Source organism: Streptomyces sp. NPDC046122 (assembly GCF_056429965.1).
In genome coordinates, this window is sequence record NZ_JBWKLQ010000016.1 from 19,455 (window position 1) to 42,460 (window position 23,006).

A 23,006-nucleotide genomic window follows, 5' to 3' on the forward strand; every position below is an offset into this window, starting at 1 on the left:
CGGTAGCCACATGATCGGGACCGGCCCAGCGATGGCGCTCACCAGGCTGGCCGATGGTGGAAGGAATGGCGCGTGATGGGGACGCTGCCGGACCCGCTGCTGGCTCCCCCATGCCTGATCGTGCCCTGCTTTGGCACGGGCCAGCGACCTGGAGGGGGGCCGCTTCCGCTCCCTCGTCTTCGCCCGACCGGTCGGCGTTTGCTGGCACCAAGACCGCATGCGACGATTACGCAGAAAAACGGTGGTTAAGGAGTTTTTGTGACAAACGCCCTGCGGGTCAACGTCGACAACTTCGTGCGCGCTGAGACTGACAGAATGTTCAACGACCTTCAGCGGACAGCCGGCGGCGTGAACGTCTGGTCACACAACCGCACCCCCACCCCCGTCGACCAACAGCCCGTCATCCGGATGAACCGCGACACTCTGTACAGCTTCGCAGTCGTCGACATCAGCCGCGGGGCGAAACTGAGCATCCCGGACGCCGGCGGGCGCTACTTCTCGGTGATGGTGGTGAACCAGGACCACTACGTCAATCGCATCTTCTGCGAGCCCGGTGAGTACGAACTTACTCCCGCGGAGTTCGACACCCCGTTCGTCGTCGTGGCTCTGCGCGTACTCGTCGACCCGACCGACCCCGAGGATTTGGCGACGGTGGGCGAACTGCAGGACAAGTTCGCGCTCACGGCTGTCTCCAGCCGCGCGTTCGAACCAACCGACTACGACGAGGAAAGCCTCAACGCCACGCGTCACGCGCTCCTCGAACTCGCCAAGGGCCTGGGTGGAGTCGAACGCGCCTTCGGCACACGCGACGCCGTGGACCCCGTACGCCACCTCATCGGAACGGCCGCCGGATGGGGCGGACTGCCCGAGACGGAGGCGTCCTACATCACCGTCGACCCGGGCCTGCCGGTAGGAGAGTACGAACTGACGGTCCGTGACGTCCCGGTGGATGCCTTCTGGTCAATCTCGTTGTACAACGCCGAGGGATTCTTCCAGGCCAATGACCATGACGCTTACAGCGTCAACAGCGTCACCGGGGTGCCCAACAGCGACGGGTCGATCACCGTCCGATTCGGAGGCTGCACCGAGGGCCGCGCCAACTGTCTCCCCATCATGGAAGGTTGGAACTACCTGATCCGGCTCTACCGCCCACGCAAAGAAATCCTCGACGGCTCCTGGAGCTTCCCCACCATCGCCGCCTGAGCGCAGCTCCGAGTTCCGCGTCTGCGTTCATTTCGCCGAGTGCTCGCACGTGGCCGCGGGCTGGGGTCTGCTGGCATTGAACCCACAGGACGAGAGGGTCGAGCCATGCCGAACGACGGATCAGCGGGTGCCGCCGATGAACGCTCCGAGCTGGAGCGGCTACAGGCTCGTATCACCGCTTTGGAGGCTGACAAGAAGGCTCGGGCTCCCCGTCACCGGTGGCGGTCCTTCTTCTCCGCGTTGCTCATCGTCCTTGGTTGCATCCTTGCCCCGCTGGCCGCTGTCGCAGCCTGGACGGCGGATGAGATCGGCGACACGGACCACTACGTTGACACGGTCGCCCCGCTCGCTTCCGACCCCGACATCGAGGCGGCCGCCGCGAACCGGGTCACTAACGCGGTGATGGAACACATCGACCTGCCGACCCTGCTGGAGGGAGTGGCGCCTGCGGACCGGCCGCTCGCTGAGAAGGCCCTCGGCAAACTCGGCGACTCGCTGCAGAGCGCCATCCGCAGCTTCGTCCACGACAAGTCGGAGGAGATCGTCTCCTCCGACACCTTCGAGGACTTCTGGACCGATGCCAACCGCCGGATCCACTCGGCCGTCGACAAAGCCCTGACGGGCAGCGGCGGCGGCGCAATGAAGATCAACAACGACTCGGTCACCGTCGACCTCGGCCCGGTCGTCGACCAGGTCAAGCAGCGCCTCATCGACGACGGAATGACCGCGGCCGCGAAGATCCCCGAAGTGCACACCGACTTCACGGTGCTGCGAGCCGACAACGTCGGCAAGGTCAAGACGTACTTCCGGATCCTTCAGATGGCCGGGTTCTGGCTGCCCGTACTCTCCGTGCTGCTCATCGCCGCCGGGGTCGTGCTGTCCGCACACCGCCGCCGCGTTCTCGTGGTTGCCGCGCTCGCCTTCGCCTTCGTCATGCTGCTGCTCGGTGGAGGCCTGACCCTCTTCCGCGTGACATACCTGAACGCGCTGCCGGACACCGTCTCTCAGCCCGCTGCCGAGTCGGTCTACGACACGCTCACGCGCTACATGCGCACCATGGTCCGCATGGCGGTGACGCTCAGCGTGGTTGTCGCCCTGGCTGCCTGGCTGAGCGGGCACGGCCGATGGGCGACGTTCGTACGGCAATCGTGGCACTCCGGCATCGGCTCCGTCCGCTCCACCGCTGACCGCGCGGGGATGCGCACCGGACCGGTCGGACCATTCATCCGACGCCACCGCACATGGATCACCTGGGTCCTGGCCGGTCTGGCCGTACTGACGTGCATCCTGTGGAGCTTTCCGACCGCCCTGGTCATCGTCGGCATCGCACTGGTCTGGCTCCTCGTGATGGCCCTGGTGGAGTTCCTGGCGGGGAACCCGGAGAAAGGACACGCACAGGCGGCTGATATTTCGCCAGGGCAACCGACCAGTTGAGGACGGCCCGTCTCCAGGAAGTGCGAAGGTATGAGCGGGGTGCTGAAATGGCGAGAGGGCTCTCCCGTCGCCGTGCCGACGGCCACCAACGCCTGCTGTCAGCGGCCGGGTCGGGCCCGGACCTCGATCGCTCGTGAGGAGTGGCCGTGAGCGAAGACCTTGCTGATCTGGAAGAGATGGGGCCCGTCGATTACCTGGTGGTCGAGTTCCCCGGCAACAAAATGACGGGCGAGGGCTTCCCCCTCCTCCTCGACCTCGTCGATCGCGGCATCATCCGCATCCTTGACCTCGTCTTCGTCCGAAAAGACAGCGACGGGTCGGTTGCCGCGGCAGAACTGAGGGATCTCGGCGACGGGATCGACCTCTCCGTCTTCGAGGGCGCTTCGTCCGGACTGCTGGACGAGGAAGACATCAACGAAGCCGGTACCGCTCTGGAGCCGGGCAATGCGGCTGGAATCATCGTGTACGAGAACGTGTGGGCCGCCCCCTTCGCTCGAGCCATGCGGCGCAGCGGTGCTCGACTCGTGGCCAACGGCCGTATTCCCGTCCAGGCCCTGTTGGCCTCCCTCGAAGCAGCCGAGGCCGCAGACACGCAGTCTGGGAGATGATCGAACATGCCAGGACTTCTTCGTGGTATCGCGCGTACAGCCGTGGTCTCCGGAACCGCCACCGCGGTATCCAACCGTGTGTCACGGAGGCAGGCGGGCCGATGGGCGGAGCAGGACACTCAGCAGCAGATGTTGCAACAGCCCCAGGTCGCCGCTCCGGCCCCACCTCCTGACGACATGGACAGCACGATCGACAAGCTGAAGGAGCTGGGGGCACTGAAAGCCCAAGGGGTTCTGACCGAAGAGGAATTCGAAACGCAGAAGCGCAGGATTCTCGGCTGACGCCACCGTGGTGGGGGAACGTAAGGAGACGACTCCATCACGGTGCCGGTCGCGGCCACAGCTCTTTGGCAGAGATGGGGCTCCTGACTCCCTTAGGGCCGGCCCGTCCTTGAAGCCGTCCAGGATGGAGCGGTCATGACGAATCTCATGAGTGACGCCCGCACTGGAAGCGCGGCAAAGAGTGGCAGCGGCTGGCTCGCCTTCGCCGCAGTCATGTGATCTTCGGTGGCGTCATGGCCATCCTCGTGGGCATCGCCGCCATCGCCAACGACGATGTGTTCCTGTCCACCCGCAATGACGTCTTCGAGTTCGACCTCACTGGATGGGGCTGGGGCCATCTGATCCCTGGGTAGCGTGATCGTTCTCGCCGGACTGGCGCTGTTCCAGGGCGCCACATGGGCCAGGGTCATCGGTGCGCTGCTGGCGGGCCTGGGCGTGATCGCGAACTTCCTCTGGCTGCCGTACGCACCCGTCTGGTCGATCGTGCTGATCGCGATCGACGCGTTCGTCATCTGGGCACTGTGTGCGGCGCCCGCCACGTTTCGGCGGGTCCAGCGGGCCGAGCCTGCGGCGCACGACAGTCTCGGGTACGGCTTTGTCCTCGCGAAGGTCGCGCGTCGGGGCCGCGGTCTTCTCGTGCCCGCTCTTCCAAGACCGCCCCGCGGCCCCCCGAGTGTCGCGTCGTCCCCTGCCTGGAGTCCTGGCCGAGCCCCCGACGGGACTCAAGCACAGGGGCCCGCACACTCGCCGGCTCACCCACCTCGTAACGGTAGAAGCCGGGCCGGGCCCGCCTGCTCATGACACAGGGAACCGACCGCATCTTGCCCGGGATGGACCACGACATCGTCGGCGCAACGTCACCCATTGCAGCGTCTCCCAGTGCCAACAAACCTTCGCTCTGGCCCCCTCAGCGGTCGCCCGCCCCCAGCCCGGGGACGACGAACGGCCCATGCACCCGTTCACGCTTGTCCGCCGAAGTAGCAACCTCGATACGCGCACCGCCTTCGACCTCCACGGAAATGACGGCCACGCGCTTCCCGAGACGTCTCACCTCGCCCGGCTCGGCCGCACGATCCGCGCCTGCCAGGGCATCTGCAGGAACAAAGTCACCCCGGAACAGGAAGGGCGCCTTCCTCCAGACAAGAACGTCACGGACCCAGTAGCCATAGCCTCGCCGCCATTTCGCGGACAGCCCTCGCACCTGGCCGTCGACGACCCTAACCGCTCCCTTGAAAACGCCCGGCTGGCGGCTGATCCAACGCCGGCGCGTCAGCACAACGAGCAACAGAACGACGACCACGATCAAGTCGACACCCAGCACAGCGAGCAGCGCGATCACCATGCGTCCATCCTCTCGCGGTTGCTGCCGGACCGCCTTACCGCCACACCTGATCACCGCTCGACGCAAATCGGGACGACGACCAGGAGCAGAAGGGTTCGCTGCGGGTGAGCAGTACGGCGGCAGGGGTGCTGCGTTTCAGTGAGGAGCACGATCCTGCCGTGCTGACGCAGTTTGTCCGGCTGCCGATCAACGACCCGGAGGGCTCCTACCGGCGGCGGGGTATCGAGGCCGCGTCAAGGTCCTCTCGCCGCTGACAGCCGCTGTCACCCTTTGCGCTTCGTGCTCACGCGTGACGCGCCCGCGTTCGAGCACGTGATGGTCGCCACCCGGGTCCCGCGTCGAGTTGGCAGGCCCAGGACCAGGCCCTTCGTGGTGCTGGCGGCCAAGGCGTACTCGTCGCGAGCCATCCGGGACCATTTGCGAAGGCGTGGAATGCCAGCTGTGATTCCGCAACCTGCTGACCAGATCGCCAACCGCAAGCGCAGAGGGCGCAGCGGCGGGGCGCCCACCCGGATTCGCGAAGCGTACAAGCAACACAACACCGTCGAACGCTGCATCAATCGCCTCAAGCAGTGGCGCGGTCTGGCCACCCGCTACGAGAACACTCCCTCACCGGACGGAACCGGACATGCCGTTCCCGCAGCTCCTCAGGCAAGGACGTTGACCGCGCGGGCGACCACCAGCCCGAGAATGAGAAGGGAGAGGAGGGCCCCCTTCGTCGGCCGCTCACACGGCCGTCGCCGCCTTCACCCGCCCGGCACTACACCGCGGCCACGGCGCCCGGTCGAGTCGGCGGGCGCGGACATGGTGGAGCGATCTGCCCGAGAGCTCGCGGCAGACCGCCCACCTTGCTACGCAGCAGGATCCGGCTCAGCAGCCGCCGCAGTTGTAGAAGGTCACGTCCCAGTGGTTGCCCTCGTCGGCGTAGATGTTGCCGGCGCCGGACTTCCACTGCGGGGCCCCGTCACCGCGCACCCCGATGTAGGTGAAGGTGTTCTTGATGTAGTTGCCGACGCACGTGTACTTGCTGAAGTCGAGCTTGTAGCCGTTCCAGTGCGAGTAGGTGCCGCTGGCGTGGCCGGTCTCGGTGCCGCCGGTGATGTTGAGGGCGCAGCCGCTGGCGCTCTTGAGAGTTTGGGCGCCCTGGGCGGAGGCGAGGTTGAGCTGCTCGAAGGACGTGCAGGTGGAGTTGTAGCGGTCGGAGCAGCCGCCAGACGAGGACCAGGTGATCCCGGAGCTCCGGAACATCGAGGTCGCGGTGGCATGGCTGATCTTGGTGACCGCGTGGGCGTCGGTGGCACCCGTGAGGACGCCGACACCGGGCGTGAAGAGGGCGCCGAGGACCAGGGCGAGGGCGGTGAGGACCGAGCGCAGTCCGGTTCCTCTCATGCGGGTTGCAGCGGTGTCGCGACCGTTGGGGACCTGCGGAGACTTCATGAGTCTTCCTCCTGGCGCCGACTTCGGCGAGTGGGTGCGGACATTGGCGGGGCTGAGCAACCGGACCGCGAGGTCTACCCGCGTCGACTTCTGGGCGCGGAAGACCCCGGCAGTGCGGCCCGGGGAATCAGACGGCGGAGCGGAAGGCCGGCAGGTAGCCGCCGGACTGGCCTGTGGCCGTGGGGTGGTAGCTGTTGGAGACGGGCACCGAAACGCTGTGCAGCCAGGCGGCGCTCGAGCAGATCTCGTGGCCGGTGAACTCGTCCACGACGCTGGAGTAGGAGAACCCCGCGTCGGCGGCCTGCTTCGCGAGCATGCCGTTGAGGGCGTCGCTGCCCCGGTTGATCGCCGCACGCTCGGTCTCGCTCAGCCCGGCGATGCAACTGCCGTTCAACTGGTAGAAGCGCGGGTAGCCGAGCACGACGACGTGAGCCTGCGGCGCCTTGCTGCGGATGGTGCCGTAGAGAGACGAAAGGGACCCGGGCAGGGTGCTGTTGATCTGTGTGATGGCGTTGTTCACCGCGTTGACACAGGTCGCCTCGCTCTGCAGAACACAGGTCTGCATGACGTTCGCGAACCCGACGTCGTTGCCGCCGGCGGTGACGCTGACGAGCGTGGTGGAGCTGTTGAGCGGGGTCAGCTGGCTGCTCTTGACGGTACTGGTCGTTGCCCCCGAACAGGCGGTGAAGGAGAACGAGGCCGGGGCGTTGGCCGCCGCCCACAAGGACGGGTAGGCCTTGCTGCTGCGCTGGCAGCTGCCGCTGTCGGACAGGTAGCTGCCGGCACCCACGCCGGAGGAGTAGGAGTCGCCGAGAGCGACGTACCGCTCCCCCGCCGCCGCAGCGGCGGAGGCGGGCTGGGCCAGGCCGAAGCTCGCGGCGAACATCGCCAGCAGCGGAGGCAGAACCCATCTCAATCTAGATGCGAACATGACAACACGTTCCTCAAGGTGCCGTGCGGGCCAGGAGTTGTTGAAGTGTCACTCTTCTAGCAGTGATCGATGCCGACGCGATAGACGTATGACGCTTGTTTCTGTTCGCGGTCGAAATCCACCCTTCCGCGCTGCACGCAGAGGCGTCTGTCACCTGCTGGAACCAGCCCCCACCGTCCACACTCCGTCACCGAAGTCCGAGCAGGCAGTGGGCGGAAGGCGCCGGCGAGAGGGCGGCGAAGAACCGACGATGTCCAGGGAGGCGCCTGAGCGCCGACGCCGGGCCGGATCGTTCGCGCGCCACGGCAGGCATGGCGGGGCTACGGGCGCCGCCTGGGAGCCGAACTCCGTCGGCTCCGCCAGGCCAAGGGGCTCAAGGACACCGAAGTGGCCGAACGGCTCATGGTCTCCCAGCCCAAGATCAGCCACATCGAGATCGGGCGCCGCTCCGTCAGCCCCCGCGATGTACGCGACCTGTGCGTGCTCTACGAAGTGACGAACCAGCAGGTCATCGACTCCCTGATGGAGATGGCCAAGGAATCCGGGCAGCAGGGCTGGTGGCACGCCTACGGCGACATCCCCCACAGCATCTACATCGGCGTGGAGACGGCCGCCGCATCCATCCACTCCTACGAGCCCACGATGATCCCCAGCCTGCTGCAGACCCCCGCCTACGCCGACGCGGTCATCGGGGAAACAATCCCCCTTCTCACCGCCGAGCAGGCCACCTTCGGGTACGGCTTCGCCGCCAGCACCGGATCTACGACCCGGCCCGCCCCCTGCGGCTGTGGGTCGTCCTGGACGAATCGGCCCTACGCAGCGCCGTCGGCAGCCGCAACATCATGCGCGAGCAACTCGAACACCTCCACGTCCTCAGCACCGAACCGCACATCACCGTGCAGATCCTCCCCCACCACATGGGAGCCCACCCCGGCCTCTCGGGACAGTTCTCCATCCTGCACTTCGCCGACAGCCCCCAGGCAGGGGTAGTCCACCTGGAACGGTTCACCCACGACCTCTACCTGGAAAAACCACCCGACCTACAGCTCTACAGCGTGCTGTACGACCATCTCCAGGCCCAAGCCCTCAACCCCGACACAGCCGCCACTTCATCACCGACACCATCAAGTCGCACATCACCGCGGCGAGCACCGTTGAGTCCTTCCGCGAGACAGCCTGAACCGTATTGCTGAGATGCGGGACTGAGCCTCAATCTCGGCCGGCGCTCTTTCTCAGCTGCGGCTTGCTTCACCCCACGGGAGATCAGCGGTTCGGGGACGGCCCGACAGGCCGGGCCTGCCCCGGCCTGTCGGCAGGCTTGCTCATGCCGCCCCAAGGGCTTGCCCCCACCAGTTCAGTCACACGCACGGCCCGGCGCGTGGCGACCAATGGAGTGAGAGACCCTGCCCAGGTGCGGTGCGGTGGGCGGCATCCGCCTGCGAAGCCTGCACAGTGGAAGCTGCGACTCCAGAAGACGTTTTGCAGTCGCAGCCGGAGCCCTGGACCAAGCCGTCACACGCCGCCCAGGGCTTCGCCTTCTCCCCAGAAGGTCAGCAGGCTTCTGCAGCGGCGGCGCCAGGGGCCGGACGGCCAGGGCATTGTTCTGCTGGTTCTGCGTCGACGGGCGGCAATCCCGCATGTACCCGGGCCAGCTGCCGGCGCACCGAGGTGACAGCCGTGGACACGGCGTCTGCCACGTTCCTGGGCTGGTCACCGTCATTCCCTGCCCCGGCTTGGGAATCCTCGCTGACGGGTTCCTGGTCCACGTTCATGCTGGGCCGCCTGCCCCGACCGCTCACCCCTACCCGAGATCAGATAAATCTTGTGGAGTGCCCACAATCCGCACTGGCAGTCGCCCGATAATCAGTGAATCGGATGCGGCTCGCGGCCAGGCCGACGGCGGAGCCCGCCGTGCCGGCGCGGTCACGCCGACCGGTCAGGTGGCCGGTGACCGACCCGTGACCCGAGGGCCGCCGACGCTGTTGTGCCGGGCGACGCGCGCGTGCATCCCCCCAGGGCATGCGCGCGCCGCAGGGGCCCTGAACCGCGCCTGGCCCAGGGCTCCGCAAGGCCCCCAACCCGCGAGGGTTGGGGGCTTCTCCTTTGCGTCAACTTGTCTGGCAGGTCCGAGACGACTTAGCCGATCGGCAGTCCCTGCAGAGGCAGGGCCCTCAAAGGCAGGGCGTTCGTAGGCAGGGAGTTCGTAGGCAGGCTGTTCGTAGGCAGGCCGCTCAGCACAGGCAGACCGCCGAGCAGGCCTGAAATGGGGTCCGCCACGGGTGCGGTAGCGGGGCCCTGGTCGGCGTGAGCGGGGGCAGCAACCACGATGGAGGCTGCCGCAACGGCCAGGACAGCGAGTGTGCGCTTAGCTGTGTTCATGGGCTGCCAACGGCCGTCAGTGCCTCGAGGTCACGGCCCGCCCGGCCAGGGCTGCCGCCTCTCTGCACCCACGTCCGTTCCTGAAACTCAAGTGCACAGGGTTTCGCCTTGTCCAGAAGTCAGCACGCTTCGTGGCCGCGGCCTCGGTTCGCCGAGGGGCCGGGGAAGGGTTCCGGTCCCGGCCGGCTCCTCCTCACGGGGCGGCAGCCCTGCATGTACTCGGGCCAGCTGGCGGCGCACCGAAGCGACGGCGGTGGACCAGGCGTCTGCCCCACGTCCCACAGCCTGGTCGCCGCCGCCTGCGGCCTCCGGCCCCTCGCGGGCAAGCACCTGTTCGCCGTTCTGCTATTCATGTCGTTCAGCGTGCCAGCCACCACCGACAGTGCGGGCCGCAGACGGCGACGGGCCCGGCCTGGGTGGAGGCCGGGCCCGTGGCCTCGTCCGCATCAGCGGTCCGCTTGCTCAACGTGGCCGACCCAGGCACTTCGCCTACCCGGGCCGGCTCACCGGCCCTTCATACGTCCCCATGACCGCCTAGACAAGACACCACGACCCCCAGGACTCCATGTCCACCACATGAGGGCGTAGGACGGCAGCGCCGCCCGATCCAGCGCGGATTGGCATAAGAAGCGTGGCCGGTTACTCAATCAGCAGCTGGCAACCCTCACCTGACCGACCGGACACAGGCGACGTAGCGCAGTGCAGCATCAGAAGTCCGGCGGGCTGCAGGGCAGCACAACCGGGGGCCGGCCGCCGCCTGCAGCCGACCCCCGGGAAGACCCGCCTTGTCCACTCATTACAAGCGTGCGCCCACACCCCACACCCCTGCAACAACCCGAAGGGAGATGGCCCTGGCTTGGTCGGCGGCTTCGCAAGGCCGGACGGTAAACGTCGGCCGTATCCGTCACAGCTACGGCCGCCCGGCCCCTCCGTAGCGAGGGGACACCACGGCGCGTTGCACTCAAAACAGCGCAAGCATGACCTAACGTGCTGATTTGTCCGGTACTTCCCAATAACGTCAAATCTGACGGAAGTGGAGATGTTGTGCGCAAGCTTCGCAATGCCGCTCTGGTAGCTGCCATGCTCGGGAGTTTCAGCATGCTCGGGGCCGGTGTCGCCGCGGCCGGCGACGGCGACGGCTACGGCCACCCCGACGGCCGGCACAAGGGCAAGGACGGCAACGTGGTCGTGTGCGAGCAGCGGTCCGACGTCAGCCAGGACACGTTCCAGCTCGGCCTCATCAACCTCGCGACCGGGCCCATCACGGTCCTCGGCAGCGGCCCGGCGACCGCCGTCTCGGTCCAGCAGATCTGCAGCGGCGAGGACACCCTGGCCAGGAACGGCGCCGACGCCGAGACGGGACCGGGGCTCGACCTCGACCTCGGCCTTCTCTAACAACGCGGGACGCCTATCAACGCTCGCCAGCAAGCCCGTAACGGGCGATGTCTGTTGAGCTGATGGGCCGCAAGCCGTTCGCTCAAAACGTCCGGCTGGGAATTCCCAGCCGGACGTTTTGAGCGAACGGGTGTCGTGTTCAGCCGCGCCAGCGTCCAAGCGCTCGGGAACGAAGACCCGGGGACCCTGGACCGGGCGTTGGCCAAGGCCCCGGGGGGGCCGCACCCTCGAGGAATGGACATGGGGCACCCCCGAGAACAACGCATTGCACGCACTTCGGTCACGGGCAAAGAAGAAGACTGCAAACTCCTGGTTGCGACGTGCCGGCTTTCCTCACCGGCGGCCCAGCTCGGCCGCGCCCTGGTCTCAAATCCCACAACCAGTAAACGAGGCGGCAGTTCCTTGGTGCACCAACATGCATACGGGCTGCGTGGCGTCACCGACAGGAGCACACGGCGGTTCCTCCTGCGCCTGCGGCGCAGGTCACTGATGAGTGGCCTGCGACGGAGTAGACCTTCTCGCCCAGCAGTAGGGGCGCGTCGGCCGGTCCCTTGATGTAGGGCCCGCGCCAGATGAGGCGGTGTCCCTGGGTTGACGGGTACCACTGGCGGACCTTGTGCATGCGTACTGGCCACCGGTGGTGGTACGTCCGCACCTGGTCCTTCGGCCCACCCCACCGGACGCCGCGCTTGAACGGCCGATTCTGCCGCTCGTCGGCCTCGTCCTGGCGCACTCGGCGCACTCCTGGCCACCGCCGTCGTGCGTGACCAAAAGTTCACCGCGCCGTTGATCCGGGCGACGCGTGCACATGCACGGATTCGGATTGCTCGCTCCAGGGGTCCCGATGACCGCGCCTGGCTCGGGACCCCCGCCCCTGTTGACGTTCCCCGGTCGCCGGCCGCGGCCGCGCCGCCCATCCCGCCCGCCCCTCGTACTCCAGCTGTAGATCGTGATCTTGCAGGTGGAGGCTGGCGCAGGGATGGTGCGGCCACCGTCGATCACCGCGAGTTGTACACAAACGACGAGATGGTGGCCGCAGCCCGGGAGCTAGCTGGCCACGTCCGCGGACTCAACGGTGCTGGTGGCCTTCTGTTCTGGGATCGTGCCTACCAGCGGTGCCTGTCGCACGGCCCGGTTGGCCGTGGTGAGGAGGGCCAGGGCGAGTAGCCATGCCCCGCAGAGCCAGACCAGAGGCTTAGCACCCAGTGCGGTGATCAGCGCGCCGCCTGCGAGTGTGCCGATCGACAAGGCTCCCGTCGTGAGCGTCTGGACGGCGCTCGTCGCCCGGCCCCGCAACTCTTCGGGCGTGATGGCCAACTGGTGGGTGGTCATGACCACCGCGTAGACCGGAGCCACCAGCGACTCGGCGGCCGCCACAGCTGCCAGCAGCAGCGGATTGGGGGCGAGTGCGTACAGCGGGAACATCAGCGCCTCCAACCAGAGCATCACCACGGCGATCCGGCCGAGCGGGAAGCGACGCGTGACCCGGTCCGAGACCAGAGCCCCCACCATGGCGCCGACCGCACCGCCACTGAAGATGACGCCTATCCACACGGACGAGGCGCCGACTTGCTGGGCGAGGGTGATGATCAGCAGATACCCGGCGCCGTAGCGCACCTTGTCAGCGGCCGAGACCAGGGTGAGGAAGCGGATGACCGGCTGGCGCCAGAGCCAGCCGAGCCCTTCACGGATCTCGGTGGTGAGCCGGGCCGTCGTCCGCGTGTCCTGTCGGGCCAGCTGGAACCGAGCGCGCATCAGACACAGCGATGCCGCGGACATTGCAAAGGAGACCGCGTTGACGGCGAACGGCACGGTCCGCCCGGCGGCTTAGAGTGCACCGGCGAGCGGAGCCCCGAAGACACTCACGGCGCTGGCAGCGGACTGCGAGTAGCCGAGTGCAGCGGACAGCTGTCGCCGATCAACCACGTTGGGCAGCGCCACGGACGGATTGGAAGGAGAGCTTCCCGGCCCTTCCCGGACGGTTCGCCTGTCTCTCACTCTGTCGTGATCAATCGGTTGGCCTTCAGGAGGTCGATCCAGATCGTTGAGGCGCGGAGGTGGAGGCCTGCGAAGGAGATTCCGGATGCCTTGGCGCTCGAAGCGGGAATGCCCCGCCGCGGGCTGCCTCTCCTGCCACATACGCACCACCCGCATCGCCCGCATCGCCCGCATCACCCGGGGTGATTGGACTCTGACCGAGTGTCAATACCGCCTGCTTTGATGGGCACTTCGGTGAGCAGATCAGGAGGGGAAGGCCAGCGGTGCCGTACATCCAGGCCTACACGAAGGCGGACGGAACCTACGTCCGTGGGCACCATCGATGGGCAGCAGGAGCGCGCCATGAGATGGCGATATTAGCCGTGGCCGTGGTCGCAATCGTCGGCATAGGGAACGGCAACATCAGCACCGGCACGGGAAACGGCCAGGCACCCAGGCCGCAGAAGACAGCTACGCACCCGATCACTTTCGCGGACCACGGTCGAGCGGTGAAGCCTCGTCAGAAGTCGGTGACATACCCGATCCGCTTCCCCAAGGTGGAGCGAAAGCCTGTGCCACGGCCGTCTGTGTCGTACCCGATCCGGTTCGAGACCAGCGGGAACGGACAGTGACCCGCCGCCGGCCGCCAGCAAGGCGCCGCACGTCCCGTGGGAGCAGGCGACAGCAGCAGAGAGAGGCACAGGCCATCGCCCGTGGCCTGGTTGCCGTCGTGGCCATCGCGCTGTTCGTCGCAGTGGTCAAGTGGATCGGCGACCACCCCTGGGTGCTCCTGGTGGCTCTCGTCCTTGGCGCAGCCGTGGTGGGCGGATGGTTGTACCAGCGTCAGCAGCGGTCGCAGTGGGAGCAGGTCCGGGCCCGCGGCCTGCGGTACGCGATGAGTCAGCTGGACTCGCTCCATCATCGGGAATTCGAGCACGCTGTACGGGACCTGCTGAAGCGGGACGGCTGCGCTGATGCGGTACAGGTCGGCGGGGCCGGCGACAACGGAGCGGATGTGAAGGCCACCGACCCGTTCGGACGTCGTTGGGTCATCCAATGCAAGCACCGTCGCAATGGCCTGGCCGGCTCACCTGTCGGAACCCCGGACCTGCATGTCCTCAACGGCACCGCCCGCCAGCTCCACGGGGCAGACGTTGTGATCCTCGTGACGAACGGCCGCTTCACCTCCGGCTGTCCCCCGCTGGCCAAGTCGCAGAAACGCGCCCGACAGCACTGTCGTAGACCCCCTGGACAGAAGAGCGCGCCGACAGTGGCCCAAAGGTCCTCAGCCAGCGGCAGCCGACGAGGGGCCGTGAGCCGAAACGGCCGCACCTGGTGGCACCGGCGAGCTCGATCCGGAGAAGGTGATCGACGACCGCAATCGGTGAGGTGGCGCGGAGCGGACGCGGCCTATCCGTGGACGGGCGAGGTTTCGCAGGCTGCGGCTACTGACTTCGGCTCGCCAGGGTGATTCTTCTCGAAGTCTCTTTTTATCTCTGCGGCTGCCCGGCTCAGCCGGCGGCATCACCACGGCGGGCGCCACGGAGTACGACGCGGTGCCCATCGGCAGCTTCTTGCAGTAACTCCCCCAGACGAACGCTCTTGAAGGAGGCGCTCCGATGAAGGCACTACATCCGGCGGGCCGGAGCGGAGCCGCGTGGGCGCTGCTGGCGGCAACTGCCTTTGTGATGTGCGCCGCGTGCACTACGACGGGCTATGACGGCGAGTCCGCATCGTCCTGTGCGTTCCTGGTCGAGTACGAGAACCGTACGTACTCGGGCGTGGCCAACGCCAACTTCACGGTGGGGGCACAGATCGGTACCGCTGCCCTTCCCTCGTGCGACGACACACCGAACGACAATGACGACGGCAGGGCAACTCCTGCCTTGACGACTGCCTATGCGGTCAAAGGGCTGGACCCCAGCATCGCCATCGCGGTGGACGACGCGCCCAGCGATGTCCTCCTCGTCTCCATCGACCGCGGCAAAGAGCTTCCTCCTGAGGTCAAGAAACTGATCGACGGCTCGTGATACCCGGTGCGGGGACGCCGCCGAGAAGACGGCGCCCCGCACCGCCCCCGTGACTCACGCCAAGGGGCGGCGAGAAGGAAGCGTCCTCCGCACTATGCACCTGCACGGTCGCCGGACCGGAACTCAAGCCGCCGCGGCGCGGAACGTGCTGGGGCTCAGGCCCTTGTGCCGTTTGAACGCGGCACTGAAGCCGAAAGCGTCCGCATAGCCGACGGACCTTCCGATCTGGGCGACGGTGAGGTCGGTGTCGGCCAGAAGCGTCTCTGCCTCGTCCATGCGGCATTCCGTGAGGTAGGCGAGGGGCGGGCGGCCCATCAACTGGGTGAAGCGCTTGGCGAACAGCGCCCGCGAGACGCCGGCCCGAGTGGCCAGCGACGCCACCGTCCATGCCTCGGCGGGCCGGTCGTGGAAAGCCTGCAGGGCGGGGGCGAGGACGGGGTCGGCGAGACCCCGGTACCAGCTGGGCGCGTCGGCGCCGACCTGGTCGAACCAGCTGCGCAGCGTGCACACCAGGGCCCAGTCGAGGAGCCGGTCCATCAGCGCCTGCGAACCGGCCGAGAGACGGGCGGCGTCGGCGGCGGCCGTCTCCAGCCAGGCACAGACCTCGGCGTCCTCCTTGACTACCAGGACGGGCGGCAGAGCACGCAGGAGCCGCTCGTGGCGGTGGCCCGAGGCGCGGTAGGCACCCACGATCAGCGCGGTCGCCTCCTGCGAGTCGGTGCCCCAGTGGATACCGCCGAGTTCCTGGGCGGTGCACTCGGCATCCGTGGTGAAGCAGGCGATCTCGTACGCCGCATGGGACTTGTTGACAGTGGTGGGATGGTCCGCGAGGTGGAACGGCGCGGGGCCGCGCACGATGGCCGTATCGCCCGCGCCGACCGCCCGCTCGGTGCCGTCGGGCAGCAGCAGGGTGCCCCCACCGCGCAGCACGCTGATCATGATGAGCGGTGCGTCGTCGGCGAAGCGGATGGTCCAGGGCGCCGTCAGTACGGCGTGAGTGACGACCGAGCCCTCGGCCCGGATACCGCTCAGGAGCGAACTCAGAGGATCCACGGAACGCATCGTAGACGATCTCCTATGTTTCGAAGCGTTTCTCCCATGGATCATCCAAGTCACCGTGGCTGTAATGGCTTTATCGCATCGACCGAGACCAGCCAGGAGACACCGTGACGCAGCACGACAGCCATGCCAGGACAGCCCTCGTGGTCGTCGCACACCATCGCACCGATTCCCTCACCGCGCACACGGCCCGCCGTGCTGCAGCCCGGCTCGAAGCAGCCGGTTACCGCATCGACCTGCTCGACCTGCACGCCGAGGGGTTCGACCCGCGGATGAACAGCTCGGACCAGCCGGACTGGGGCAACAGGGAGAAGGCGTACTCGGACGAAGCGCACGCCCACATGCAGCGCATCCTCGACGCCGATGTCGTCGTCGCCGTCTTCCCGGTGTACTGGCAGAGCGTGCCCGCCATCCTCAAGGGCTGGATCGACCGCGTATGGAACTACGGGTTCGCCTACGGCCGCAGTAAGCCCCGCCTCGCCGGCAAGCGCATGCTGTGGCTGGGACTGGCCGGCGCCACTGCCGACGATCCCGTCGTGGAGGGGATGCAAACCGTCCTCGAGACCAATCTGAGCGAAGGCATCGCCTATTACTGCGGGTTCTCCCATTCCACCGTCGGCCTGCTCACCGACGCGGAGGAGCGCCCGCAGCGCGTCGACGCCGAAGGCAATCTCCTGGTCGGGAAAGCGGTCACGGGTGCTGAGCGAGAGGCGCAGTACGCCGATCTGGACCGTCGTGCACGGGAGTTCGTGGAGAGCTTCGTCGCCGAGGAGCTTGTGGCGGTCTGACCGCCAGGCGCCGGCGGCCCCGTACGCACCCCGGTTCTCCGGTCCCGTATCCGTGTGGCGGTTGTCCCTCGCCGTGGGGGGCGCGTCAGGGGCGCAGGCCAGTGTGTGCGAGGGCGACCGCGCTGAGGGTGGCGATGGCCTCCTGGCCGCGGGTCTCGGCGAGTCATCAGGTACTTCGGACCGCCAACCTCCTGGTTCGACAGGGAGACCCCCCGGTCGGTGACCTGCTCGAGATGCTGGCCGAACGACGCCGCAAGGAGCTCGAAGCCGGGCGCAGAGGACACCAAGGGCCGACTCGGCGCTGCGCTACCACTGCCCGCGGAAGCGACGCTTCATGCCACGCCACGCTGTCCTGCGCACCCGGCGGGGGCGGTCCGCCCGGTCGACGTGCGAGGGGCCAACTTTCGAGCCCTTCGCACCGCCGCGTCCGACCTCGCTCTGCCACCGTGCAATGCAGCGAGTCCACCACCCGAGTCGGCGCTCGGGTCCGGGCCAAGGCGGGCGGCGTCAGTGGAACCAGACGACGAGGCGCACGTTCTCTGCACCGTGCAGCTCGCGGCTCCCCACCGACGTGTATCGATCCTGGGTGCTGCGAACCGTACGGTCGCGGCCGGCCAGTCTGCTCGCTACGGCCGTTGCTGCCCCCGTCCCGAGCCGGGACGGCCGAAGAACATGCTGTTCGCCTCGGTGTCCGGGACGTCGAAGACGGTGCCGTCCACCGCGACCAGCCGCCACCTGCGATACCAAGCACCGGTTGTTTCCGGTGTCGCGACCGGCCTGCACGCCCGGTCGAACAGCACCTTCAGCGGCTCCGGGCCCAACCGCCTACGGGCTCTGCCGATCGCCGCCGTCGTCGGCACCCGCCACGGCTTCTCCCACTGCCGCACCCGTTCCAGGCCCTGCGTCAGCAGCCGGGCCACTTCCTCATAGCCCTGCCCCGAGAACAAACACATCGCGAGCACGAAGTACACCACCACCCGGGCAGGCAGCAGCCGGGCTCGTTGTTCCCGGCGTCCGCACTGCGCGATCACCTCATCCACCACCTCGGGCGGAAACACCCGCGCACCGGCGACGAAGAGAGAGACGCCGCCCAACGCATGCTCCAGCGGATGATCGACAAGGCGCGGGAGAACGGCGAGCAGATCACCCACGCACAGACGGATGACAACCCGTGCGGCTAACAGCTTCCCGAAGTTGTTACGGAGCGGCCTGCCCTGCGTCGGCGAATTCGCCGGCGCCCGCGTCGCGCCGTACCTGGAAGCCCGCTACGGGCGCCGCCGCGCCCTGATCACCTTCGGGGCATCGCGTGCCCTGTGGCCGGTGGGGCTGTTCATCGTCATGCCCGGGAAGGCGGGTGTGGTCCTGGTCGTCGCCGTCGAACTGGTCATGATCACGTGCATGGGCGTGTTCAACCCGCTGTTCGCCACCGAGCGTCTCCAGCGCGTGCCGGCCGAGCGGACCGGGCGGGTCCTGGTGACCTGGAAGGTGGACGGGCACCGGCGCGATCGCCGGGCTGACCCCCTGTGGGGCGTGCTGGCCGCCGTCACCGGCGCGCGCGTGGCGATCGGCGTAGCCGGCGTACTGCTCCTGGCGACGCCGTTCCTTCTGGCGCGCCATCCTCGGGCCACGGAGCCGGAGGGTCCCGGTCTCACCACCACGGCCTGACCGCGACGTGCGGGTGCGCCGGGCCCGGCGGAAGAATGCGACTTCGCCGCGATGACGACTGACCGTTACCCGCAGGCCGACGCCTGCCGTTCGCGCTGCGCGCTCTCCGCCGAACGGCAACCATCCGTCACCGGTGAGCCGACTCCCTGGGGCCTTTCCGTGGAACCGATCCCAGAGTGTCACAACCGCCAGTGGACCGTTCAACAGTTGACGCGGCCATCGCTGACACAGTGTGAGCGGAGCAATTATCCCTCCTTGTCCCGCACTTGCAACTGACGCGATGAGTAGAAGACTGGAAGAGAACCTCCGTAACGCCCTCACGAGCATGAGCCGCGCGAGGGCATCCACACCGTGCTTCACGGGAAGTGTCCAATGAACGTCATCCAGCACACCAGCGGTCCGGGCACGGGAATGGGCTGGCTGCCCGACCGGCCGGACATCCGGGACTACACCGAGGAATCCAACGGCATCGCAAGCCTGGTCGCGAGGACAGGCGCGCTGAAAGCACCGACTCTGCCGCAGAAGCACGACCTGCGGTCGTACTGCTCCCCTGTGGTGGATCAAGCGGAGATCGGGTCGTGCACCGCCAACGCCGCAGCGGGCATCGTTGAGTACTTCCAGTTGCGCGCCGCGCAGAAGTACATTCCCGTCTCGCGGATGTTCCTCTACAAAGCCACCCGCAATCTCCTGCAGTGGACGGGTGACACGGGAGCGTATCTGCGCACGACGATGGGAGCGCTGAGGCTTTTCGGAACACCGCCGGAAAGGTACTGGCCGTACGACACCGCCCAGTTCGACGCGGAACCGTCGGCGTTCTGCTACTCGTTCGCCGAGCAGTTCCAGGCCCTGCAGTACTACCGGCTCGACACGCCCAGCCGGCCTCCCGAGGAACTCCTCCAGGACATCAAGTCGCACGTGTACGCCGGGCTGCCGCCGATGTTCGGCTTCACGGTCTACGGCAGCATCTTCCAAGCCGACAACGGCGACATCCCCTTCCCGGCGCCGCACGAGAACGTCGTGGGCGGTCATGCGGTCGTGGTGGTCGGCTTCGACGACAGCCGCGTCGTGACCAACCCGATCGACAGCAGCACCGTCAGCGGGGCATTCGCCGTCCGCAATTCCTGGGGTCCCGGATGGGGAGACTCGGGATACGGCTACCTGCCCTACCAGTACGTCCTTGCTTCGCTCGCCGAGGACTTCTGGGTCCTCGTGAGCGCCGAGTACCTGGAAACGGGCGTGTTCGACGCTTGACCTTCGGCGCCCGACCCGGTCACGCCCTCACGGTCTCCGTGGCGGGGCCCGCCCCAACTGCCGTACCGCGCAGGTGAGGGCGTCCGGCCCCGCCCGTGACCTGCTCCTGGGTCGCGCACCTTCCTGCGCCTTGCGAAAATAGGAAGACCGGTCTATTTTTCAGCCATGGGACAGAAGGGGGCGGAGACCCGCGGCAAACTCCTGAACGCCACTCAGCGCCTCATCGAGGCCGGGGGCTACTACAACGCCGGGCTGAACCAGGTCGTCGCCGCGAGCGGCGCCCCCAAGGGGTCGCTGTACTTCCACTTCCCCGAGGGCAAGGACCAGCTGATCGAGGAAGCCGTCCGTCAGGGCGGTCAGGAGATCTCCGCGCTCCTCACCGGACTGGAACAGGACTCCGGCGGGGGCGGTACGGCGGAGATGCTCGCGACACTCGTGAAGGCCCTCGGGGACCGCCTGGAGGCGTCCGACTGGCGCCAGGGATGCCCCGTGACCACCGTCGCCCTGGAGATGGCGGTCGGCAACACCGCGCTCCAGCGGGCCTGTTCCGAGGTGTACGCGTCCTGGGAGGCCACCCTCGCCGATCGGTTCGCGGCCGACGGCCACTCCACGCCCGAGTCGGCCGCCACGGCCGTCCTCGCCCTGATCGAGGGCGCGTTGGTACTGGCGAGGGCTCACCGCAGCCGAATTCCCCTCGACCGGGCAGCGCGGGCGCTCACCCAGCTGGTCTGATTCCACCGGCCCACCCACGGGTGGGCTCTTTCAGCATCAAGAAATATATAGATCGGTGGTCTACTGAAAGTGAGAAGGTCGTGCCCTCATCCGCCGACACCCTCGTACTCGGCGCCTCCGGCTTCATCGGACGCGCACTCGTCGCCGAACTGCTCCGTCGGGGACGGCGGGTGGCCGCCGCCGTACGCGGCCCCGCCGAGCCGCTGATCGCATCGCTGGCCCGTACGGGCGTGGACACCCGCGCCCTGACCGTCGTCGCCGCCGACATCACCCGCCCCGGACTCGACCTGCCGCCAGGCGCGCTGCCCGCCGTCCGCGACGTGTTCAACTGCGCGGCCCGCTACGCCTTCGGGCTCGACCCCGTCGAGGCGCGGGCCGTGAACGTCACCGGAGCGGTCCACGTCGTCGAGTGGACAGCGACGTCGCGAAGCCCGCGCCGCCTGGTGCACATCAGCGGCTACCGCGTGAGCAACGGCAGCGGTGACGACGACTACGACCGGCTGGGCGCGTACGAGGCATCCAAGCAGGAGGGCGACACCGCGGTGCGCCGCCGCGCCGCCGAACTGGGCGTCCCCCTCACCGTCGCGAACCCGGGCGTCGTGATAGGCCCCGGCCAGTACATCGGTCTGGCCCCGATGGTGGACGACCTGTGGCACGGACGCCTGCCCGCCGTGCCCGGCACTTCCCGCACCTTCCTGCCGGTCGTGACGCTCGACCACCTGACGCGGTTCCTCGCCGTGCTGCCTGAGGACCCGGATGCCGCAGGCCAGGACTACTGGATCCTCGACGACGCGACCCCCGAACTCCCCGTTCTGCTGCGTCGCATCGCCGAGCACACCGGCGTACGCGCCCCCCGCCGCCACCTTCCCGTGCCGTTGCTGCGGCGGCTGCCCCGGGCGCTGACCGGCGCCGACCCCGAGACGTTCTCCTTCCTGTCCACCGACCGCTACCCCACCGGCCCGGCCGACGCCTTCGCCCGCTCCCACGGCATCGCGGTGCCGCCGGTCGGGGAGGCACTGCGCGACTGGGCCGACCATCTCGTCGCCACCCGGTTCGGGAGTACCGGCGCAACGGCGGCTCCGCATGGCTTCCACGGGGTCGCGGGCAGCCGCACCTGGGTGGCCGGGGACCGGGAGGCCCCCGCGCATGTACTGCTGCACGGTCTGCCGCTGGACGCCGAGTCGTGGGGCCCGGTGAGCGCACTCCTGGGCAGCCGTACGCTCGCCGCCGACCTCCCCGGCCTCGGCCGCTCCAGCCCGACCGGCGCCGCTCTCGAACACTGGCTCGCGGACCTGCTGGAGCCGGTGACGAGCCGCCCCCTCCTCACGGCACACTCCCTGGCCTGCGGGCCCGCCGTGCGCTACGCCCGGCGCCATCCGGACCGGATCAGCGGGCTCGTACTCGTGGCGCCGGCCTTCCTCCAGGACGCTCCGCGCCGGTTCGTGCGCGACCTCGTGGCCCCGGTGGCACTGCGCCGGATGTCCGCCGCCCGGCTCGCCACCCGCCTCGGCGTGCCCGCCGGACCCGCCCTCGATAGCGCGGCTGCGGCGCTGCGCCGTTCGGGGACCGCTCGGCGCACAGTGGCCGCCCTGCGTGCTGCCCGCCGCGACGACGGCGCGCTGCGGCGGGAACTGGCCGACGTCGCGGTTCCCGTCACCCTGGTGGCCGGCGCCTCCGACCCCCTGGCCCGCACCGATGCGCACCACCTCACCGTCCCCGGGGCCGGGCACTACCCGCAGCTCACCCACCCCGAGGAGGTGGCCCGCGTCCTCCTTCGCACGACCGGTGGGCAGCAGCCGTAACGGTGGGGCCGTCCCGGCGCACGCCGGAGACGGCCGCCCTCGGCAGCCGCGCTCCCCCGGCCCTGCCCCAGACAGCCGCGCCGAGGCGGCCGGTGGGCACCCCGTGGCGCTTGGCCGCCGCGTCGTACAGCCGCCCCTCGGCGAGTCCTTCGCAGGGCCACCCCCAGCCGCCACACACCGTGTTGGTACGATCAGCACAGGATTTGAACACGTTCAAAGGGGGGACCGAGCCATGCCTCAGCCGACCACACCCGTACCGACCAACCCCACCGACTCACCCGCGGTCGCCCTGGGGCCCACCGCACTTGTCCTCGGAGTACTCGCCGTCGTCGGTCCGTGGACGCCGGTGCTCGTGTTCGCGGTCCTCGCCGGGCCTCTCGCCGTCACCTTCGGCGTGGCCGGCATCCACTACGCGCGTCTGGGCATCGGCCGCCTGTGGACGGCTGTCGCCGGTGCCGCTCTCGGCGCCGCCGGCCTCGGCGTCGCGCTGACCTTCATCGGCGTGCTGAGCATCTAGTGTCCTGAGTCAGAGGTTTGTCGTTGGTCTGGTGTGAGTCGTCCTGGACCGAAGATTCCGCCGGTTGTTCTGACTGATGCCGAGCGGGACATGTTGCTGTCGTGGGTGCGTCGTCGTTCGAGTGCTCAGTCGTTGGTGTTGCGTTCGCGGATCGTGTTGGAGTGCGCCGAGGGT

General features: G+C 68.1%; 20 protein-coding genes and 3 pseudogenes. 16 read left to right on the forward strand and 7 right to left on the reverse strand.

Annotated features, from left to right (window positions below):
- Positions 1-315 precede the first annotated feature (315 nt).
- The 5 genes and pseudogenes from AC07FK_RS29355 to AC07FK_RS29375 all read left to right on the forward strand — a co-directional run.
- The gene (locus AC07FK_RS29355; RefSeq protein WP_479107976.1) at positions 316-1,203 is read left to right on the forward strand and encodes a DUF1214 domain-containing protein; all 888 of its coding nucleotides are present in this window, start codon (positions 316-318) and stop codon (positions 1,201-1,203) included.
- A gap of 105 nt (positions 1,204-1,308) precedes the next feature.
- Positions 1,309-2,637, forward strand: coding sequence for a hypothetical protein (locus AC07FK_RS29360; RefSeq protein ID WP_479107977.1), 1,329 nt, complete (start codon positions 1,309-1,311; stop codon positions 2,635-2,637).
- A gap of 176 nt (positions 2,638-2,813) precedes the next feature.
- On the forward strand, positions 2,814-3,245 hold the full coding sequence (locus AC07FK_RS29365) for a DUF6325 family protein (RefSeq protein ID WP_479108074.1): 432 nt from the start codon (positions 2,814-2,816) through the stop codon (positions 3,243-3,245).
- Positions 3,246-3,251: 6 nt separating this feature from the next.
- Complete coding sequence (locus tag AC07FK_RS29370; RefSeq protein WP_479107978.1) at positions 3,252-3,527, forward strand: SHOCT domain-containing protein; 276 nt, start codon at positions 3,252-3,254, stop codon at positions 3,525-3,527.
- 135 nt (positions 3,528-3,662) lie between these two features.
- A pseudogene (locus tag AC07FK_RS29375) lies at positions 3,663-4,055 on the forward strand (DUF7144 family membrane protein); the annotation flags it as partial.
- Positions 4,056-4,434: 379 nt separating this feature from the next.
- Here the strand turns inward: AC07FK_RS29375 and AC07FK_RS29380 are convergent.
- Entirely contained in the window at positions 4,435-4,869 is a 435-nt protein-coding gene (locus AC07FK_RS29380) for a hypothetical protein (protein WP_479107979.1), read from the reverse strand.
- A gap of 243 nt (positions 4,870-5,112) precedes the next feature.
- On the opposite strand from AC07FK_RS29380, the pseudogene AC07FK_RS29385 reads away from it, so the two are divergent.
- Positions 5,113-5,463: pseudogene (locus AC07FK_RS29385) on the forward strand (transposase); the annotation flags it as partial.
- A gap of 276 nt (positions 5,464-5,739) precedes the next feature.
- Here AC07FK_RS29385 and AC07FK_RS29390 read toward each other — a convergent pair.
- The gene (locus AC07FK_RS29390; protein WP_479108075.1) at positions 5,740-6,258 is read right to left on the reverse strand and encodes a hypothetical protein; all 519 of its coding nucleotides are present in this window, start codon (positions 6,256-6,258) and stop codon (positions 5,740-5,742) included.
- Positions 6,259-6,433: 175 nt separating this feature from the next.
- Positions 6,434-7,237, reverse strand: a complete 804-nt coding sequence (locus tag AC07FK_RS29395; protein ID WP_479107980.1) for an SGNH/GDSL hydrolase family protein — start codon at positions 7,235-7,237, stop codon at positions 6,434-6,436.
- Between the two features lie 387 nt (positions 7,238-7,624).
- On the opposite strand from AC07FK_RS29395, the pseudogene AC07FK_RS29400 reads away from it, so the two are divergent.
- Together AC07FK_RS29400 and AC07FK_RS29405 are read left to right on the forward strand one after the other, a co-directional pair.
- Positions 7,625-8,417 (forward strand): annotated as a pseudogene (locus AC07FK_RS29400) (helix-turn-helix domain-containing protein).
- A gap of 2,279 nt (positions 8,418-10,696) precedes the next feature.
- Positions 10,697-11,011 (forward strand): hypothetical protein, encoded by a 315-nt coding sequence (locus AC07FK_RS29405; RefSeq protein WP_479107981.1) that lies wholly within the window; start codon positions 10,697-10,699, stop codon positions 11,009-11,011.
- Between the two features lie 1,047 nt (positions 11,012-12,058).
- On the opposite strand, the gene AC07FK_RS29410 is transcribed toward AC07FK_RS29405, so the two are convergent.
- Positions 12,059-12,823, reverse strand: coding sequence for an MFS transporter (locus tag AC07FK_RS29410; protein WP_479107982.1), 765 nt, complete (start codon positions 12,821-12,823; stop codon positions 12,059-12,061).
- 685 nt (positions 12,824-13,508) lie between these two features.
- Positions 13,509-14,045, reverse strand: a complete 537-nt coding sequence (locus AC07FK_RS29415; RefSeq protein ID WP_479108083.1) for a hypothetical protein — start codon at positions 14,043-14,045, stop codon at positions 13,509-13,511.
- Here AC07FK_RS29415 and AC07FK_RS29420 point away from each other — a divergent pair.
- Both AC07FK_RS29420 and AC07FK_RS29425 read left to right on the forward strand, forming a co-directional pair.
- Positions 13,941-14,459, forward strand: a complete 519-nt coding sequence (locus AC07FK_RS29420; RefSeq protein ID WP_479108076.1) for a restriction endonuclease — start codon at positions 13,941-13,943, stop codon at positions 14,457-14,459. The genes AC07FK_RS29415 and AC07FK_RS29420 overlap by 105 nt on opposite strands.
- 148 nt (positions 14,460-14,607) lie before the next feature.
- Positions 14,608-15,018, forward strand: a complete 411-nt coding sequence (locus AC07FK_RS29425; RefSeq protein WP_479107983.1) for a DUF6281 family protein — start codon at positions 14,608-14,610, stop codon at positions 15,016-15,018.
- 123 nt (positions 15,019-15,141) lie between these two features.
- Here AC07FK_RS29425 and AC07FK_RS29430 read toward each other — a convergent pair whose 3' ends face one another.
- Entirely contained in the window at positions 15,142-16,071 is a 930-nt protein-coding gene (locus tag AC07FK_RS29430; protein WP_479107984.1) for an AraC family transcriptional regulator, read from the reverse strand.
- A gap of 113 nt (positions 16,072-16,184) precedes the next feature.
- Between AC07FK_RS29430 and AC07FK_RS29435 the strand changes: the two genes are divergently transcribed.
- Positions 16,185-16,865: an NAD(P)H oxidoreductase gene (locus AC07FK_RS29435; RefSeq protein ID WP_479107985.1), complete on the forward strand. Its 681-nt coding sequence runs from the start codon at positions 16,185-16,187 to the stop codon at positions 16,863-16,865.
- A 626-nt stretch (positions 16,866-17,491) separates the two neighbouring features.
- Here the strand turns inward: AC07FK_RS29435 and AC07FK_RS29440 are convergent.
- A complete protein-coding gene (locus AC07FK_RS29440) occupies positions 17,492-18,016 on the reverse strand; it encodes a transposase domain-containing protein (protein ID WP_479107986.1) in 525 nt (174 codons plus the stop codon).
- Positions 18,017-18,026: 10 nt separating this feature from the next.
- Between AC07FK_RS29440 and AC07FK_RS29445 the strand changes: the two genes are divergently transcribed.
- The 5 genes from AC07FK_RS29445 to AC07FK_RS29465 all read left to right on the forward strand — a co-directional run bounded on the left by AC07FK_RS29445 (position 18,027) and on the right by AC07FK_RS29465 (position 22,832).
- Positions 18,027-18,530, forward strand: coding sequence for a hypothetical protein (locus AC07FK_RS29445; protein ID WP_479107987.1), 504 nt, complete (start codon positions 18,027-18,029; stop codon positions 18,528-18,530).
- A 372-nt stretch (positions 18,531-18,902) separates the two neighbouring features.
- Positions 18,903-19,781: a C1 family peptidase gene (locus tag AC07FK_RS29450; RefSeq protein ID WP_479107988.1), complete on the forward strand. Its 879-nt coding sequence runs from the start codon at positions 18,903-18,905 to the stop codon at positions 19,779-19,781.
- 165 nt (positions 19,782-19,946) lie between these two features.
- On the forward strand, positions 19,947-20,513 hold the full coding sequence (locus AC07FK_RS29455) for a TetR/AcrR family transcriptional regulator (protein WP_479107989.1): 567 nt from the start codon (positions 19,947-19,949) through the stop codon (positions 20,511-20,513).
- 80 nt (positions 20,514-20,593) lie between these two features.
- Entirely contained in the window at positions 20,594-22,315 is a 1,722-nt protein-coding gene (locus tag AC07FK_RS29460) for an alpha/beta fold hydrolase (RefSeq protein WP_479107990.1), read from the forward strand.
- Between the two features lie 232 nt (positions 22,316-22,547).
- A complete protein-coding gene (locus AC07FK_RS29465; protein ID WP_479107991.1) occupies positions 22,548-22,832 on the forward strand; it encodes a hypothetical protein in 285 nt (94 codons plus the stop codon).
- Positions 22,833-23,006 lie beyond the last annotated feature (174 nt).